General features: G+C 73.4%; 11 protein-coding genes. 4 read left to right on the forward strand and 7 right to left on the reverse strand.

Translation table 11 applies throughout. The features are described from left to right. Positions 1 to 80: 80 nt before the first annotated feature. The 6 genes from ACIP98_RS33170 to ACIP98_RS33195 form a co-directional block, all read right to left on the reverse strand. Entirely contained in the window at positions 81 to 1,010 is a 930-nt protein-coding gene (locus ACIP98_RS33170) for a carbohydrate ABC transporter permease (RefSeq protein ID WP_319665690.1), read from the reverse strand. Next, entirely contained in the window at positions 1,007 to 2,338 is a 1,332-nt protein-coding gene (locus ACIP98_RS33175; protein WP_401979490.1) for a carbohydrate ABC transporter permease, read from the reverse strand. The genes ACIP98_RS33170 and ACIP98_RS33175 overlap by 4 nt, the downstream gene beginning before the upstream one ends. Before the next feature lie 28 nt (positions 2,339 to 2,366). Beyond that, positions 2,367 to 3,767, reverse strand: a complete 1,401-nt coding sequence (locus tag ACIP98_RS33180) for an ABC transporter substrate-binding protein (RefSeq protein ID WP_319665692.1) — start codon at positions 3,765 to 3,767, stop codon at positions 2,367 to 2,369. Between the two features lie 176 nt (positions 3,768 to 3,943). Beyond that, on the reverse strand, positions 3,944 to 6,121 hold the full coding sequence (locus ACIP98_RS33185) for a protein kinase (RefSeq protein WP_401979493.1): 2,178 nt from the start codon (positions 6,119 to 6,121) through the stop codon (positions 3,944 to 3,946). A gap of 147 nt (positions 6,122 to 6,268) precedes the next feature. Further along, positions 6,269 to 7,636 (reverse strand): glycoside hydrolase family 16 protein, encoded by a 1,368-nt coding sequence (locus ACIP98_RS33190; RefSeq protein ID WP_401979496.1) that lies wholly within the window; start codon positions 7,634 to 7,636, stop codon positions 6,269 to 6,271. Positions 7,637 to 7,828: 192 nt separating this feature from the next. Then, positions 7,829 to 9,601: a protein kinase gene (locus tag ACIP98_RS33195; protein ID WP_401979536.1), complete on the reverse strand. Its 1,773-nt coding sequence runs from the start codon at positions 9,599 to 9,601 to the stop codon at positions 7,829 to 7,831. 348 nt (positions 9,602 to 9,949) lie between these two features. On the opposite strand from ACIP98_RS33195, the gene ACIP98_RS33200 reads away from it, so the two are divergent. Further along, a complete protein-coding gene (locus ACIP98_RS33200) occupies positions 9,950 to 13,027 on the forward strand; it encodes an FtsK/SpoIIIE domain-containing protein (RefSeq protein ID WP_401979498.1) in 3,078 nt (1,025 codons plus the stop codon). Positions 13,028 to 13,132: 105 nt separating this feature from the next. Beyond that, the gene (gene prfB / locus ACIP98_RS33205; RefSeq protein WP_319664536.1) at positions 13,133 to 14,251 is read left to right on the forward strand and encodes a peptide chain release factor 2; all 1,119 of its coding nucleotides are present in this window, start codon (positions 13,133 to 13,135) and stop codon (positions 14,249 to 14,251) included. 803 nt (positions 14,252 to 15,054) lie between these two features. On the opposite strand, the gene ACIP98_RS33210 is transcribed toward prfB, so the two are convergent. Beyond that, positions 15,055 to 15,246 carry a hypothetical protein gene (locus ACIP98_RS33210; RefSeq protein ID WP_319664535.1) on the reverse strand — a complete coding sequence of 64 codons (192 nt, stop codon included), beginning with the start codon at positions 15,244 to 15,246 and terminating at the stop codon, positions 15,055 to 15,057. A 275-nt stretch (positions 15,247 to 15,521) separates the two neighbouring features. Here ACIP98_RS33210 and ftsE point away from each other — a divergent pair, with 275 nt between their 5' ends. Together ftsE and ftsX are read left to right on the forward strand one after the other, a co-directional pair. After that, positions 15,522 to 16,211: a cell division ATP-binding protein FtsE gene (gene ftsE, locus ACIP98_RS33215; RefSeq protein WP_319664533.1), complete on the forward strand. Its 690-nt coding sequence runs from the start codon at positions 15,522 to 15,524 to the stop codon at positions 16,209 to 16,211. 40 nt (positions 16,212 to 16,251) lie between these two features. Then, the gene (gene ftsX / locus ACIP98_RS33220) at positions 16,252 to 17,169 is read left to right on the forward strand and encodes a permease-like cell division protein FtsX (protein ID WP_319664531.1); all 918 of its coding nucleotides are present in this window, start codon (positions 16,252 to 16,254) and stop codon (positions 17,167 to 17,169) included. The last annotated feature ends 31 nt before the right edge of the window (positions 17,170 to 17,200 follow it).

Consider the following 17,200-nt stretch of genomic DNA (forward strand, 5'->3'; position numbering starts at 1 on the left):
TTATATCCTGACGGGCGTGCCGCGTCCGGCGACCGTTCCGGCCACGGAGTGTTGCCCGGCCCCGGCCCTGCCCCGCGCGCCTACTTCACGGCGCCCGCCATGACGCCGGAGACGAACTGCCGCTGGAAGGCGAAGAAGACGACCAGCGGGACCACCATCGACACGAAGGCGCCCGGCGCCAGGATGTCGATGTTGTTGCCGAACTGCCTGACCTGCTGCTGCAGTGCGACGGTGATGGGCTGCGAGTCGGCGTTGGAGAAGATCAGCGCCACCAGCATGTCGTTCCACACCCACAGGAACTGGAAGATGCCGAGCGAGGCGATCGCCGGACCGCCCAGCGGCATGATCACCCGCGCGAACAGCCGCAGCTCGCCCGCCCCGTCCAGCCGCGCGGCCTCCAGCAGCTCCCGCGGGATCTCCGCGAAGAAGTTGCGCAGCAGGAAGATCGCGAACGGCAGGCCGAAGCCGGTGTGGAACAGGACGACGCCGATGATGTCGCCGAAGATCCCGATGTCACCGAAGAGTTTGGCCACCGGGACCAGCGCGATCTGCACCGGCACCACCAGCAGCCCGACCACCAGCAGGAACAGCCAGTCCCTGCCCGGGAACTCCATCCAGGCGAAGGCGTAGCCCGCCAGCGAGCCGATGACCACCACCAGCAAGGTGGCCGGCACCGTGATGAGCGCGGTGTTCAGCAGCGACGAGGTGACGGCGTCGTTGCCCAGCAGCTCGCGGTAGTTGGCGGCGGTCAGCTGCGAGGGCGCGGTGAACACCTTCCACCAGCCCGTGGCGCCGATGTCCACCGGTCCGCGGAACGAGGAGATCAGCAGCCCCACGGTCGGCATCAGCCAGAACAGCGCGACCAGCACGAGGAACACGCGCAGCACGCCGGCGCCGGCCCGCTCCACCAGGCGCGCGGCGAGCGGCGCCCTGGCGGCCCTGCCCGCGGTCTCCGGGCCGGCGGGCCGGGCCGGTCCGGCGGGTTCCGCTGTGCCTGCGACGGTCGTCATCGGCGGGCCTCCCTGCGCAGACGGCGGATGTTGAACACCATGACCGGGACGACCAGGAGCAGCAGGATGACGCCGATCGCGCTGCCGACGCCCTGGTTGTTGCCGCCCCCGAAGGACGACAGGAACAGTTGCAGCGCCAGGACGTTGGCGTCGTCCTGCGAGGTGCTGGGCGCGATGATGTAGACCAGGTCGAAGATCTTCATCACGTTGATCATCAGCGTGACGACCACCACGACCAGCACCGGAGCCAGCAACGGCACGGTGATCCGGCGGAACACCTGCCACTCGTTGGCGCCGTCGATCCGCGCCGCCTCCATCAGCTCGCGCGGCACCCCGGCGAGCCCCGCGGCGATCAGCACCATCGCGAAGCCCGCCCACATCCACAGGTAGGCACCGATGATGGCGGGCGTCACCAGCGTCGGGCCGAGCCAGTCGATGCCGTTGTACGGCTGCGCGAAGTTCGAGGCGGGCAGCCGCAGTCGGGCGCCGGCCGCGGACGCCGGGAGCGCGAAGGTGCCGTCCGCGCCGGACGTCGCGGAAGCGACCACCCGGCCGTCCTTCACGGCCTCGACCCGCACGCCCTTCAGCGCCTTCTCCCCGGCGTCGACGGCGCCCGCCGTGCCTCCGCCGCCCGGCTTGAAGTCCAGCCACACCGTGCCGGTCACCCCGGGCCCGGCGGCCGCCTGCCGGGCGGCGCCCGTCCCCGCGGGGAGCTCGGCCGCCGGGATGCCGATCAGCGGCAGCGCGACCGCCGTGCCCTGCCGCGCCGCCTGCTGCGTGGTGTACGAGCCGCCGCCCGAGGCCGCCAGCTCCCCGCCCGGGCGGGGTCTGGCCCCGGGGTAGGCGGAGGAGTCGGCGAAGGTGTCGTGGACGCCGACGACGACCGCGTTCGCCGCGCCGCGCGCCGGGTCCTGCTCGTACACCAGCCGGAAGATGATCCCGGCCGCCAGCATCGAGATCGCCATCGGCATGAAGACGACCAGCTTGAAGGCGGTGCCCCAGCTCACCCGTTCGGTCAGCACCGCGAAGACCAGGCCGAGCGCCGTGGCCAGGACCGGCGCCACGACCACCCAGACCGCGGTGTTGCGCAGCGCGGTCAGGGTGCTGTCGTCGCTGAAGACCGAGCCGTAGTTCTCCAGCCCGACGAAGCCCGATCCCGCCTTGTCGAAGAGGCTGCGCCAGAGCGTGTACGCGATCGGGTACACCACCAGCGCCCCCAGCAGCACCAGCGCGGGCAGCAGGAAGACTGCCGCCACCCAGCGCCGGGTGCCCGTCACGCCCTTGCGCCGCGCCGCGGGCACGCCGCCCGGGGCGGCCGGACCCTGCACGGTCGCCGCCGTCGCTATCGCGGCCGCCTCAGCCGGCGTACGCCTTGGCGGCGTCCGCTTCGAGCCTGGCCTGCGCGCCCGCCACGTCCGAGGGGTTCTTCAGGAAGTCCTGGAGGTCCTTCCACTCGCCCTTGCCCGCGGTGCCGCCGAAGGCCGCCGGGGCCTGGTCGGACATGTCGAAGCGGAAGTCGTCGCCCGCCGACACCAGGCCCTTGGCGATGGAGCGCGAGACCTCGTCCGGGTACACCGACAGGTCCAGGGACTTGTTCGGCGACACGAAGCCGCCCGAGGACGCCCACACCCCGGCCGCGTCCGTGGAGGCGAGGAAGGTGACCAGCGCCTGCGCGCCCTTGGAGTCCTTCAGGACGACGCCCACGTCACCGCCGCTGACCACCGGCGCCTTGCCGGAACCGACCGCCGGGAAGGGGAAGACCTTGGCGTCCTCGCCGACCTTCGCCTTGGTGTTGTCGCCGATGAACGCGCCCACGAAGTCGCCCTCGTAGACCATCGCGGCCTTCGGCGGGTTGCCGGTGAAGGTCTGCGTCACCGACTTGGGGAAGTCGGTCTGCAGGGCGCCGCTCTGGCCGCCGGCGATGAGGTCCTTCTTGCCGAAGAGCCCGCCGAGGGTGGTGAGCGCCTCCTTGACCGAGGGGTCCGTCCACTTGATCTTGTGCTCGGCGAGCTGGTCGTACTTCTCGGGCCCGGCCTGGGAGAGGTAGATGTTCTCGAACCAGTCGGTGAGGGTCCAGCCGTCGGCCCCGCCCACCGATACCGGCGGCGTGCCCGACTCGAAGATCGTCTCCGCGGTCTTGAGGAAGTCGTCCCAGGTGGCGGGAGGAGCGGAGATGCCGGCGTTGTCGAAGGCGGCGGTGTTGTACCAGACCAGCGACTTGTTGGCGGCCTTGGCGTAGACGCCGTACTGCTTGCCCTCGTACGCGCCGAGGTCCTTCCAGCCCTGCGTGAAGTTCTTGTCCAGCTGGGCCTGCGCCTCGGGGCCGAGCGGCTTGAGCCAGCCCTTCTGCGCGAACTGCCGCAACACGCCGACCTGCGGCAGGAACGCCACGTCCGGCGGCTGACCGCCCTCGATCTTGGTACCGAGGAAGGTGGAGACGTTGTCGCCGGTCGGCACGAACGTGACCTTGGCGCCGGTGCGCTTGCCGAACTCGTCGATGACCTTCTGGAAGTTCTTCTGCTCGGGGCCGGTCCACACCGCGGCGACCTCGAGGCTCTGCCCCTTGAGGTCCGGCAGCGCCACGCCGCCGTTCCCGCCGCCCGAACCGCTGGGCGACGCCGCTCCGTTGTCACCGGTGCCGCCGTTGTCGTCGTCGCTGCCGCCGCAACCGGCCGCTGTCAGTGCCAGGGCGGCCGCCGCCACCGCGGCGACGACGGCCCTGCGCGTACCTCGCGTGCGCCTGCTGGATGTCCGCATCTGCCTGCCCATCCCCTCAGCGCGGAAGCACGCCGCGGTGGCAGCCCGCCGGTTGGCCGAGGCAGCTGCGCCGGGCGTCCCGTCCCCGCGTCATCCGCTGTTCCGCGTTCAGTGTTACGCCCGGTCTGATAACCGCCGCAATACCGCCCACGCACAAGGCCGTTGGATCGTGACCTTCATGTGACCGGCGAACCGGTCGAGCGGGCGAGGGCGCCGTCGGCACGGCGGACGTAGAGAGTGAGCGACTTCGCGGAACCGGTGAGCGTGGCGCCGGTGCGGCTGGTGGCGCTCACCGGGACGGGCGCCCAGCCGGACCCGGCGCCCACGGCGGCGGCCAGGGCGCCGCCGCCGGACGGGGCCAGGACGTACAGCCGGCCCCCCGACACCGCGGCCTCCGGACGGCCGGTCGCGTCCAGGCCGGGGACCAGTTCCGAGGGCCGCCAGGCGCCGTTGACGTACGGCAGGCGCAGCACGGCCCCGTCGGCCTTGCGCACGACGAAGGCGTCCAGGGTGCCGCGGGCGCGCGACACCAGGCCGGGCGCGGAGGTGATGCGGCCGGCGGTGGGCACCAGCGCCCAGGCGTTCCACCGGCCGTCGACCCAGGAGGAGGTGACCAGGTCGCCGTCGGAGCGGGCGACCAGGTCGATCCGGCCGGGGGCGGAGGACGCGGCGGCCGGGGTGGTGTCGAAGGTGGCGGGCTGGTCCACCTGGTACCAGCCGCCCCAGGCGCCGTCGCTGAGGGTGCGCCGGTAGACCTTGTGGTCGGTGCCGAGCGCGAACACGTCGAGCTGCCCGGCGCGCGAGGAGACCGCCGAGGGGTCGTCGGCGACGCTTATCCCGGTGAGCCGGTGCCAGCCGCCGTCCACCAGGTACCACAGGTTCCGGTCGGTGCCCCGGGTGAAGACGTATGTCGCCCCTGCGGCGGAGACCGCCCGCGGCCTGCCGGTGGTCTCCACCCCCGCGACCGGGAGCGGCGGCAGCGCCGTCAGGCCAGACCAGTGCAGCGACGCCTCCCCGGCCGTGTCGGCGGCGTCGGCGGGGGAACTGACGGCACCCTGCGGGGAGGCCGCGGCGCCGGTGGGCGCGGTGGGGGTGGGCGCGTGCGTCGTGGAGTCGCCCGGCTCCCGGTCCTCACGGCTGGTGGAGCCGCCGTCGTCGGAGCCGGAGGCGGCGATGGCCCAGCCGCCGAGCCCGGCGGCCACCAGGGCGGCTGCGGCGGCCGCCCCGATCTTGGCCCGGCGGCGCTGCGGCGAGTCCGCGACGGCACGGTGCCGGTGCCGGGCCCGGCTGCCGCGGGGGTCGTCGCCCGCGGCGCGGCCGGCGGCGAGTTCCTCGGCGGTCGGCAGCTTGATGCTGGTGTGCGTGTCCCGGGTGGAGTCCGGGGCGGCGCCCCTGACCAGCGGGACCGCGCCGCGCCGGCGGCCGGCCGGCGGGTCGTACGGCTCGCCGGCGCCCGCCGGTTCGGCGCCGAAGCCGCCCGCGTCCTCGTGGTGGTGGTCGCCGGGCGCGTCCACCTCCAGCGGCGGCAGCCCGGCCAGGTCCGGCAGCAACTCGCGCAGCCGCGTGGCCACTTCGGCGGCCGTCAGCCGCGAGGCCGGCGCCTTGGCCAGGCACTGGGAGAGCAACTGCCACAGCTCGTCGGGGAGGTCGGGCAGCGGCGCCACCGACTCGGTGACGTGCCGGCGCAGCACGGCCCCGGGGTGGCCGCCGCCGAACGGCGTGAAGCCGGCCAGCAGTTCGTACAGGACGGTGGCGAGCGCGTAGATGTCGACCGAGGCGCGCGGCGGCAGGCCCTCGATGATCTCCGGCGCGAGGTAGTCCGGGGTGCCGATGATGCGGGTGGCGCGGGTGCGGCGCGGGGAGTCCACCAGTCGCGCGATGCCGAAGTCCGTGAGCAGCGCCGGGGGCGCCCCGCCCGGTCCGGGCGGCGCGGCGGAGTCCAGCAGCACGTTCTCGGGCTTCACGTCGCGGTGGACGACGCCGGCCGCGTGCGCGGCGGCCAGGCCGTCGGCGACGTCGGCGGTGACCGAGACGGCGGCCTCGGGCGCGAGCCTGCGCTCCCGCTCCAGGCGGGAGCGCAGGTCGGTGCCGCGCACGAGGTCCATCACGAGCGCCAGGTCGGAGCCGTCGACCACCAGGTCACGGATGCCGACGATGTGCGGGTGGTGCAGTGCCAGCAGGGCCGTGCGCTCCTGGACGAAGCGGCCGACGAGGTCCTGGTCGGAGGCGAGGTCCTCGCGCAGCAGCTTGATGGCGACCGGGCCCTCGGGGCCCTCGCCCAGCCACACCGTGCCGGCGGACCCGCGCCCCAGCACCTGGTGCGCGGTGTACCGGCTGCCGATCTTCCGTCCCAAGGCTGCTCCGACTCCTCCGACGTGCCGTCGTGTTGGCGACAAAGCTACGCGGATGCGAGCCGGTTGGGGGAACCAGTCCGGGGTGAGTGCGGCTTCTGCGGAAGAAATCACCCTCCAGAAGTCGACAAATCACCACCATGGGCAGTCTCAGCCGGTGAACGTGAACCAGTTGAGATTGACGAAGTCGGCGGGCTGACCGCTGGCGAAGGTCAGATAGACGTCGTGCGTCCCGGTGATCGCCGCGGTGTTGGCCGGAACCGTCGTCCAGTTCTGCCAGCCCCCGGTGCTGCCGACCGCGAAACTGCCCACGGGGGTCGCGGTGGGACTGTCCAGCCGCACCTCGACCAGCCCGCTCACCCCCGCCGCGGCGCCCGAGGCGACCCGGGCCTTGAACTGGTGGGCGGCGGTGGAGCCGAAGGCGACGCCGTTGTAGCGCAGCCAGTCGCCGCCTCCGATCCAGCCGACGTCCTGGCCGCCCCCGGTGTCGGTGGTGGTCTCGGTGGCGGTGCCGGACTGGGCGGCGTACGACTCGGCCTGGATCGTGCCGTAGGCACCCGTGCCGCCGCCTCCGCCGCCTCCGCCCCCGCCGCTGCCGGCGGAGTTCCAGACGGCCACGTAGTCGACCAGCATGGGCACGCCCGAGGCGGTCGAACCGGTCGGAGTGCCGCTGCCCGCGACCCCGTTGGGGAAGGCGCCGCCCATCGCCACGTTCAGCAGCACGAAGTGGCCGTGGTGGGTGGCGTTGGCCCAGGTCGTCGCGTCCATCTGCGAGGCGTTGACGGAGTGGTACTGCACACCGTCGACGTACCAGCGCAGTGTCTCCGGGCTGACGCTGCGGTCCCACTCGAAGGTGTACGTGTGGAAGGCGCCCTGGCAGGCGCTGCCCGGGCACGCGTGGACGGCGCCGAGGCCGTTGGTCTCGTTGCAGGGGCCGCCGGGGTTGCCGCCGCAGTGCAGCGTGCCCCAGACCTGGTTGATCCCGTTGACGTTCTCCATGATGTCGAACTCGCCGATGCCGGGCCAGTTCTGGTAGTTGCCGCGGTAGTCGGCGCCGAGCGTCCAGAACGCCGGCCAGTAGCCGGCCGCGGCGGCGCCGGTCACGTTCGGCATCTGGATGCGCGCCTCGATGCGGGCCCGGCCGCCCGCGGCCGCCTGGAAGTCCGTGCGGCGGGTCTCGATCCGGGCGGAGGTCCAGCGGCCGGAGCCGTCGCGGACCGGGGTGATGCGGAGGTTGCCGCTGCCGTCCTGCTGGAGGTTGGTGCTGCTCGCGGTGTACGTCTGCACCTCGCCGGTGCCCCAGTTCGCGGGGCCGCCGGGGTAGGAGGTGCCGGTGTCGGTGATCCAGTCCGTGCCGGAGGGGGCCGACCCGGCGCTGCCGGTGAAGTCGTCGCTCCAGGTCAGGGACCAGCCGGTGCCGGGTGGGGGGACGCTGGCCGAGGCCGGGCCCGCGAGGGCCGCGGCGAGCGCGAGCAGTGCGGCCGCGCCGGCCCGGACGAGAGGTTTGGACGCGCGCATGACAAGTCCTCCTGTGGGGAGAGGTGGGGGAGCGCGTGAAGGGGGGTGCCCGGGCAGTTCACTGTCCGCCCGGGCTGACGAGGCGTCAAGACGTGGCGCTTGAAAACGCTCTCAGAATTTCCCGCCGTCACTCCTTGAAGCCAGGAGCTGCCGCACTCTTTGGGAGCAGGAGCTGCCGCGCTTCCTGTCGCGCTACTGGCTGGGAGTGCCGCTGGTGGAGTCACCCAGCGAGCTGATCCCGTTCCAGATGTCGCTCACCCATGTGGACAGGGTGTCCCAGAGTCCCTTGCCGGTGTCGAACCAGCCCTGCAGCGGCCCGAAGTACCAGGCCAGCAGGAAGATGACGACCACGACGACGATCATCGTGAAGCAGCCCTTGAGGCAGCCCAGGCCGGGGATGCGCATCGGGTTGGCGCTGCGCCGGCGCGGTTCGCGGGCCGGGGGCGGCTCGGGGGCGGGTGGCCGCTGCGGCTCGTACCGCCGGGGCTGCTGCTGCTCGTAGCGCGGCGGCACCGGCTGCTGCTGCGGCCGGGGCGCGTACTGCTGCTGCGGCTGCTGCTGCGGCGCGTACTGCTGCGGTTGCGGCTGGCGGTGCTGCGGCGGGCGCGGGGGTTGCTGGTGCTGGGGCTGCTGCGCGTACCCCTGCCCACCGGGCTGCTGCCGCTGCTGGTAGGACTGCGGGGGCTGCTGCGGCGGCTGGCCGCCCGGCTGACGGCGCGGGCGGCGCCGCAGGGGGTCCTGGTCGGGGTCCAGGTACTGGATCTCGGTCTGCTCGGCACGCGCCCGGGCCCGGTTGAGCTGCGACTCCCACGGGTGCGGGCCCTGGGGCGGCTCGTTCGGCGGGCCACCGGGCACCGGCGGCATCACACGGGTGCCGTCGGCGCCGCCGGCCGGGCGGGAACCGCCCTGGATGACCTGGGTCGGGTCGGCGCCGCTCTCGGCCCCGCCGGCGGACAGCACACTGGTGGCGGCCGTCGGGTCGTACCCGGCCATCGGCGAGCGGTTGGGCAGCACCTGGGTGGGGTCGGCGGTGCCCGGCGGCACCAGGGGGGTGTCCGGCACGGTCGCCGGTGCGGGGTCCGGGGCGAGCAGCGCGGCCACGCCGATGGCGGCCTCGGCCTGCGCCGGGGAGGCGTGGACGCCCACGCCCGCGGCCACCACGCGCAGGGCGCGGGCCAGGTTCTCGGCGCTGGGGCGCTCGGCGGGCTCCTTGCGCAGGCAGCGCTCGATGACCGTCCACAGCGGTTCGGGGACGGTGGTGGGGCGGCGCGGTTCCGCGCTCAGGTGCCGCTGCAGCACTTCGAGCGCGCTCTCGCCGTGGAACGGCGGACGGCCGGTGACCAGCTCGTACAGCAGGATGCCGGCGCCGTAGATGTCCACCGCGGAGGTCTGCGGGCGGCCCTGCGCGGACTCCGGCGCTATGTAGGCGGGGGTCCCCACGAATTCGTGGGTCCGGGTGAGGCCGGGCGAGTCGGCCAGCCGGGCGATGCCGAAGTCGGTCAGCATCGGGTGCATCTGGGCGCTGCCGTCCGGGCCGGTGACGGTGGCGAGCAGCACGTTGGCGGGCTTCAGGTCGCGGTGCACGACGCCGTCGGCGTGGCTGGCGGCCAGGGCGTCGGCGATGGCCGCGGTCAGCAGGGCGCCGCCCACGGGGGAGAACGGACCGTTCTCGCGCAGGTGGCGGTAGAGGTCCGGGCCGTCGATCAGGTCCATCACCAGGGCCAGCAGGTCGCCCTCGACGACCAGGTCGCGCACGCGGACGATGTGCGGGTGGCGCAGCCGCAGCAGCACCGAGCGCTCCCGCAGGAAGCGCATCACGACGTCGGGGTCGCTCGCGAGCTCTTCCTTGAGCACCTTGATCGCGACGGTCTCGCCGGTGTCCCGCACCTGGGAGCGCCACACGGTGCCCGTGGCACCGCGTCCCAGCGGCTCCACCAGTTCGTATTTGCTGCCTACCGGCCGCACGTCTCGCACTCCCTGGATCTTGGCCTGGTCCGTGGCCTGTGTGCGCCCACTGTAGTGCCGCGTCATGGGAGCGGAGCTCGTTCACGCACGGGGCGGGCGTGGGATTAGGACGCGGAGTACGGTCGTTTGGTTGCTTTTTCCGCCCAATGCTGATCATTCAAGATCGTGAAGGTGGGCACCGGCGGCAACCTGTCGGTGGCGAGTGGGAGGATGCGCGTGCGGATCGCGGATCGCTGAGCAACGGGAGCCGGTCGGTTCGTTCTTGTACGTGTCGATGTGCCCGGACACGGCGGGTGGGGCGAGGCCCCTTCCCGCCTTCGGACCGGGCAGAAGGGACCGTGGACGGAGATGCAGATCCGGCTGACCGTTCTCGGGCCGCGCGGCGGCCGGGGGGCGCGCTCCTCCGACGTGCTCGTCACCGCGCCCGCGGGCACCCTCCTGGGGGCCGTGGCGGGTGCCCTGACCTCCGGCACGGGCGGCTCCGGGCAGCCCGCGCGGTCCACGGCGTCCCTGAGGTCCCTGCCTCCGCTGTACGCCGGTGCCGAGCGGCTGGACCCGGCGACCGCCGTGCTGGGTGTGCCGCCGCTGCTCGACGGCGCCGTGCTCTCGCTGCACGCCCCGGCCGACGGCCACCACGAGGAACGACCCTCGGCCGCGGCCCGGCTCCATGTCATAGGCGGTCCCGACGCCGGCGGGGTCCACCTGCTGCAGGGCGGGCAGATCCGGGTCGGGCGGTCCGCCGACGCGGACGTCCCCCTGGACGACCCCGACGTCTCCCGGCTGCACTGCGCCATCACCGTGGACGCCGGGGGCCGGGTCACCGTCCACGACCTCGGCTCCACCAACGGCACCACGCTCGACGGGCAGCCGGTCGGGCCCCGCGGTGTCCCGTTCGCCCCCGGGGCCCTGCTGCGCATCGGCGAGTCCGTCCTCCAGCTGGAGCCCACCCCGCCCGGGTCCACGGTCCCGCCGCCTCCGGCTTCCGTCCCCGCCATCCCGGACGCCGAGGGCCATCTGCACGTCACCCTCCCGCCGGCCTCCTGGCCCGACGGCGAGGCGGTGGCGGCCTGGCGGCCCGCGCGGTCCGCGGAGCGCCCGGCCGGGCCCGCCTCCCCCGGCGGGGCCGCACCGGATCCCCGCCCGGCGCCCGCTCCCGGCGCGGCGCAGGCGTCCCCGGCACCCGCGGTACCTCCCGCGGCCCCCGTCGCCGCCTCAGGAGGCCGCCGCGACACGCCGCAGCGCGGCCTGTCGGAGCAGACCCGGGCGGTCCCGCCGGCGCAGGCCCGGCGCACCGCCGGCCGGGCCGCCGAGGCCGGGAGCCGGATGGCCGGGGCCATAGGAAGCTGGGCCCGTCGGCTGGCCGCGGGGCGTGGCCCCGCCGACGGCACGGGGCCGGACGGGGCCGCCGGCCCGGGCCACGACGTCACCGACGCCGCCGGGCTGCGCGACCGGTGGCCGGACCCCGCCGCCGTGCTGCTGACCGCCCTCGGGCCGGGCCCGCGGCTGTGGGAGCGCGCCCCCGGACACCCGGACACGCTGACCGTCCGCCTGGGCACCGCCGACCTCCCCGCCGAGGACGGCTACCGCACGCTGCCCGCCGTCCCCTTCACCATCGACCTGCGCGACCCGCACACCCAGGTGCTCGGCCTCGCCGGCCCGCGCCCGCGGCTCACCGGGCTCGCCCGGGCCGTGATCGCCCAGCTGTGCGCCCTGCACGCGCCCGGCGCGCTGGAGGTGGCCCTCCTGGCGGCCGACCGCTCCCGGCCCGCGGAACAGCGCGCGGAGGAGTGGGCCTGGCTGCACTGGCTGCCGCATCTGCGCCCCGCCCACGGCCAGGACTGCCGGCTGCTCACCGCGACCGACCGCGAGCAGGCCGAGGCCCGCGTCGCCGAGCTGGTCCGGCGCATCGAGGAGGGCCCGCTCGGGAACGGCTGGGCGACGGCGACCGCGGAGGCGGTCGCCAAGGCCGCCGCCGATCGCGAGGGTCCGCACACCCTGCTGGTCGTGGACGGAGACCCCGGCTCGGCCTACCTCGGCGAGGCCGTCGACCGGATCGCCGCCACCGGGCCGTCCGTCGGCGTCCATGTGCTGTGCCTGGCCGAGAGCGCGGAACGGCTGGCCGCCCAGTGCGGCGCCGTCGCCGTCCTGGAGGGCGACGTGGCCACCACCTTGCGCATCGAGCCGCACGGCCCGGAACGGATGACGGTCGAGGCGGTCTCCACCGCCTGGGCCGAGCGGTTCGCCCGGGCCCTGGCACCGCTGCGCGAGGGCGACGCCGCCGCGCCCCGCGTCACCCGCACCGCGCTGCCGCGCACCGCCCGCCTCCTGGACGAGCTGGACCTCGGCCTGGCCACCCCGGCCAAGATCGCCGCCCGCTGGGCCGAGCCCGCGCCCTCCGGCGGTGCCGCCGCGGCCGTCCTCGGCGCGGGCCCCGGCGGCCGCGTCCTGGTCGACCTGGTCGCCGAGGGCCCCCATCTGCTGGCCGGCGGCGCGCCCGGCTCGGGCAAGACCGAACTGCTGCGGTCCGTCGCCGCCGCCCTGGCCGCCGCCGAGCGCCCGGACCGGCTCGCCCTTGTGCTGGTCGACGGCGCGGGCACGGAGCGCGGCGAGGGCCTGCGGGTCTGTACCGACCTGCCGCACGTGTCCACGTACCTGTGCGCCTCCGACCCGGTGCGGATGCGCGAGTTCGCGCAGGCCCTGGCCGCGGAACTGAAGCGGCGCGAAGAGCTGCTGGACGGGCTGGACTTCCGGCAGTGGCACGACCGCCACCGCGTGCCGGTGGTGCCGCGCCAGGCCGAGCCGGGCCGCGCGCCGGCCGCCGCGGGGGAGACGCAGCCACAGGGCGCGGTCCGCGTGCAGACGCGCACCGCGGCACCGCTGCCCCGTCTCGTCGTCGTGGTCGACGACTTCGACGCGCTCGTCGCGCCCGCCCTGGGCAGCCCCGGCCGGCCCGCCGCCGGCTCCGTCGTCCGGGCGCTGGAGAGCGTGGCCCGCGACGGCGAGCGTCTGGGCGTGCACCTGATCGCCGCCACCGGCCGTCCCGAGCGCACGGCCGGAACCGAGGCGGACGACGCCGCGCGGCTGCGTATCGCGCTGCGCACGGAGGAGCCGGAGTCCGCGGCCCTGCTGGTCGCCGTCGAGGAACCGGCCGCCCTGGACGACACGCTGCCCGGCCGCGGCTATCTGCGCCGCCCCGACGGGGCCGTCACCGCCTTCCAGGCCGGCCGGGTCAGCGGCCGCATCCCGCGGACGGCCACCCTGCGCCCCACCGTCGTCCCCCTGGAATGGGACCGCATGGGCGACCCGCCGACCCGCCGCCCGGTCCGCGAGCTCGGCAACGGCCCCACCGACCTCGCGCTTCTGGCCAGTGCCCTGCAGCGGGCGGCGGAGTCCGCGGCCGCGGATCCCGCGCCGCCGCTGCTCTGACCCGGGGGTGACCGCCACCGCATCCCCGGGCCCGCGGGGTGCGGGAACGGGGGTGCGGTGGCGGGACCGCCGAAGCTTCGCCGCCCACCCGGTACGCTGGGGGACGTGGCAGTCCTGGATGTATCCGAAGAGCTCAAGTCCCTCTCCTCGACCATGGGGTCGATCGAGGCCGTTCTGGACCTCGACAAACTGAGGGCCGACATCGCCGTGCTCGAGGAGCAGGCGGCGGCGCCGTCGCTGTGGGACGACCCCGAGGCGGCCCAGAAGATCACCAGCAAGCTGTCGCACCTGCAGGCCGAGCTCCGCAAGGTCGAGGCGCTGCGCGGCCGGATCGACGACCTGGCGGTGCTCTTCGAGCTCGCCGAGGCCGAGGACGACGCGGACACCCGCGCCGAGGCCGAGGCCGAACTGGACTCGGTCCGCAAGGCGCTGGACGAGATGGAGGTCCGCACCCTCCTGTCCGGCGAGTACGACGCGCGTGAGGCGCTGGTCAACATCCGCGCCGAGGCGGGCGGCGTCGACGCCGCGGACTTCGCGGAGCAGCTCCAGCGCATGTACCTGCGCTGGTCCGAGCGGCACGGCTACGCGACCGAGATCTACGAGACCTCGTTCGCCGAAGAGGCCGGCATCAAGTCCACGACCTTCGTCGTCAAGGCGCCCTACGCCTACGGCACACTCTCCGTCGAGCAGGGCACGCACCGCCTGGTGCGCATCTCGCCCTTCGACAACCAGGGCCGCCGCCAGACCTCCTTCGCGGGCGTCGAGGTGCTGCCGGTCGTGGAGCAGAGCGACCACGTCGAGATCGACGAGACGGAACTGCGCATCGACGTGTACCGCGCCTCCGGCCCCGGCGGCCAGGGCGTCAACACGACCGACTCCGCGGTCCGGATCACCCACATCCCGACCGGCATCGTGGTCTCCTGCCAGAACGAGCGCTCCCAGATCCAGAACAAGGCCAGCGCCATGAACGTGCTGCAGGCCAAACTGCTGGAGCGGCGCCGCCAGGAGGAGCAGGCCAAGATGGACGCCCTCAAGGGCGACGGCGGCAACTCGTGGGGCAACCAGATGCGTTCCTACGTGCTGCACCCGTACCAGATGGTCAAGGACCTGCGGACCGACTTCGAGGTCGGCAACCCGCAAGGCGTCCTCGACGGCGACATCGACGGCTTCCTGGAGGCGGGCATCCGCTGGCGGAAGCAGCAGGAGCAGGCCGCGGCGGTCTGACGCCGGCGTCGAGCGTTCACCGTTCACATCTTTTCGTCGTTCGCACAACTGCCGTCCTCATGGGCGGCAGTTGTGCGTTTCGGATTACGGCGGAGCAAGCAATCGGCCGCCACCGCAGGTCATTCCAGGTAATGCGGCCGGAATGACCTTGACGACGGTGCGCATTCTGGGAATCGTCGTGCACGGCATGCGTATGACCGGGGCGTGAGCGAACGGGGGCGAGCCCGGGCCGGCCCGGATCCGGATCCCGAGTACGTCCCGTTGAGGCTCCCCTGTGCACGCCGCTCCCTTGACGCGTGCCGCGCAGGCCGGACGGCGCCACCGGTACCAGCACGGACGGCACCGCTACGGAAGGCGCCGACGGGGCCACGACCGGCGAGACCGCGACGGACGGTCGCAGCACCACGGACGGCGGGTCCTCGGCCGACGGCGGCTCCACGGGCTCCGACGGCGGCACCCGCACCGACGGCGGCAGCACCACCGGCGATTCCGGCGGCGACACCGCCCGCGCCGTCTCCGGTGACAGCGTGAGCTGCGTGGAAGGCACCGGCACCGACGACGCGGGCAGCGGCGAGGTCGTCACCCAGGGTGACACCAAGGAGGGTCTGGCCGGGACCGGTGCCGGGGAGACCGGTTTCCCGCTGATCGGCGCCGCCACCATGATCGCGGGGGGCATCGGATTCCGCCTGATGCCGCGCCTGGCCGGCGGGTCGCAATACCACCGTGTGATCACGCGATTGCGTACGGCGAGGGGCCCGGGACGTCATCGACGACCCGGGCCCCTTCCGCTGCGGGTGGTGCCGCTACGCGGTGGCCTCGTGAACCACCCATGCCACGGCGAGCAGCGCCACGAGCAGGGCGATCAGGGCCGCCGGCGTGATGGCGGCGAAGGGGTTCTCCTGCTGCAGGCGTGCACGGTGGGCGCGGCAGACCGCGCAGCGGCCTTCGCTGACGGGGCCGGCGCAGTTGGCGCACACCAGTCGGTCGACTGTCATGCGGTCGCCTCCTCCCAATGCGGCCCTACGGCCGCTCCATGAACAACGCGCGTCGGGGACGGTCCGTTCCCGGGTCCCCCCACCACTGTGCCAGTTTCCGGGGCGGCAGGCGCGCCCCGCGCGATTCCCGCGACTCCGAAGAGTGACCCGCGAGGCCAATGCCCACTTTGTCTGCTTTGGCCGGTGAATAAACGCACCAACCCGGACCGCGAACTGCGCGGCCCCTCGGCGTTCGCGTAAGGTCGCCTCCGATCCCCTGTATCCGGAGTGCGACCGTGATCCGATTCGACAACGTCTCCAAGACCTACCCCAAGCAGAACCGTCCTGCACTTCGGGACGTTTCGCTGGAAATCGAGAAGGGCGAGTTCGTCTTCCTGGTGGGCTCCTCGGGCTCCGGGAAGTCCACCTTCCTGCGGCTCCTGCTGCGCGAGGAGCGCACGGACACCGGCACGGTGCACGTCCTCGGCAAGGACCTGGCCCGGCTGTCGAACTGGAAGGTGCCGCACATGCGCCGCCAGCTCGGCACCGTCTTCCAGGACTTCCGCCTGCTGCCCAACAAGACGGTCGCGGAGAACGTGGCGTTCGCCCTCGAGGTGATCGGCAAGCCGCGCGGCACCATCCGCAAGACGGTCCCCGAAGTGCTCGACCTGGTCGGCCTCGGCGGCAAGGAGGACCGTATGCCGGGCGAGCTCTCCGGTGGTGAGCAGCAGCGTGTCGCGATCGCCCGCGCGTTCGTCAACCGCCCGATGCTCCTCATCGCGGACGAGCCGACCGGAAACCTCGACCCCCAGACCTCGGTCGGCATCATGCGCCTTCTGGACCGCATCAACCGCACCGGGACCACGGTGGTCATGGCCACCCACGACCAGAACATCGTCGACCAGATGCGCAAGCGCGTCATCGAGCTCGAGAAGGGGCGGCTGGTGCGCGACCAGTCGCGCGGCGTCTACGGCTATCAGCACTGATCCCCGGCCCTGGACATCGCAAGCCCGCTGAAAGGACATCATGCGCGCCCAGTTCGTGCTCTCGGAGATCGGCGTCGGCCTCCGCCGGAACCTGACCATGACCTTCGCGGTCATCGTCTCCGTCGCCCTCTCCCTCGCGCTCGCCGGCGGCTCGTGGCTCGCCCGCGAGCAGGTCGACTCGATGAAGGGGTACTGGTACGACAAGGTCCAGGTGTCGATCTTCCTCTGCAACAAGAACGACGCCAAGACCGACCCCAACTGCACCAAGGGCGCCGTCACCGAGGAGCAGAAGCAGGACATCGAGAAGCAGCTCAAGGCGCTGCCGCTCGTGGAGAAGTACTTCCACGAGAGCGCGGAGGACGCGTACAAGCACTACAAGGAGCAGTTCTCCGACTCCCCGCTGGCCGATTCCCTGACGCCGGATCAGATGCAGGAGTCGTTCCGGGTGAAGCTCAAGGACCCGACCAAGTTCCAGGTGGTCGCCAGCGCCTTCCAGGGCCGCCCCGGCGTCCAGGAGGTGCAGGACCAGAAGGCCCTGCTGGACAACCTGTTCGGGCTCCTCAACGGCATGACGCTGGCCGCCCTGGTGGTCCTGGCGTTCATGCTCGCGGTGGCGATGATGCTGATCGTCAACACCGTGCGCGTGTCGGCGTTCAGCCGCCGCCGCGAGACCGGGATCATGCGCCTGGTCGGCGCGTCCAGTTTCTACATCCAGATGCCGTTCATCATGGAGGCCGCCTTCGCCGGCCTGGTCGGCGGCGGCCTGGCGTGCCTGATGCTGCTCGTGGGCCGCTACTTCCTGATCGACCACGGCCTGTCGCTGCAGACCAAGGTCCCGCTGATCAACTTCCTCGGCTGGGGCGAGGTCGTGCAGGTGCTGCCGCTGGTGCTGGTCGTGGGCATGCTGATGCCCGCGGTGGCCGCCCTGATCGCGTTGCGCAAATACCTCAAGGTCTGATTCGCGCAAAGGGCGCCGTACGGCCAACTTT

The sequence above is a fragment of the Streptomyces sp. NPDC088354 genome, assembly GCF_044753585.1.
GTDB lineage: Bacteria > Actinomycetota > Actinomycetes > Streptomycetales > Streptomycetaceae > Actinacidiphila.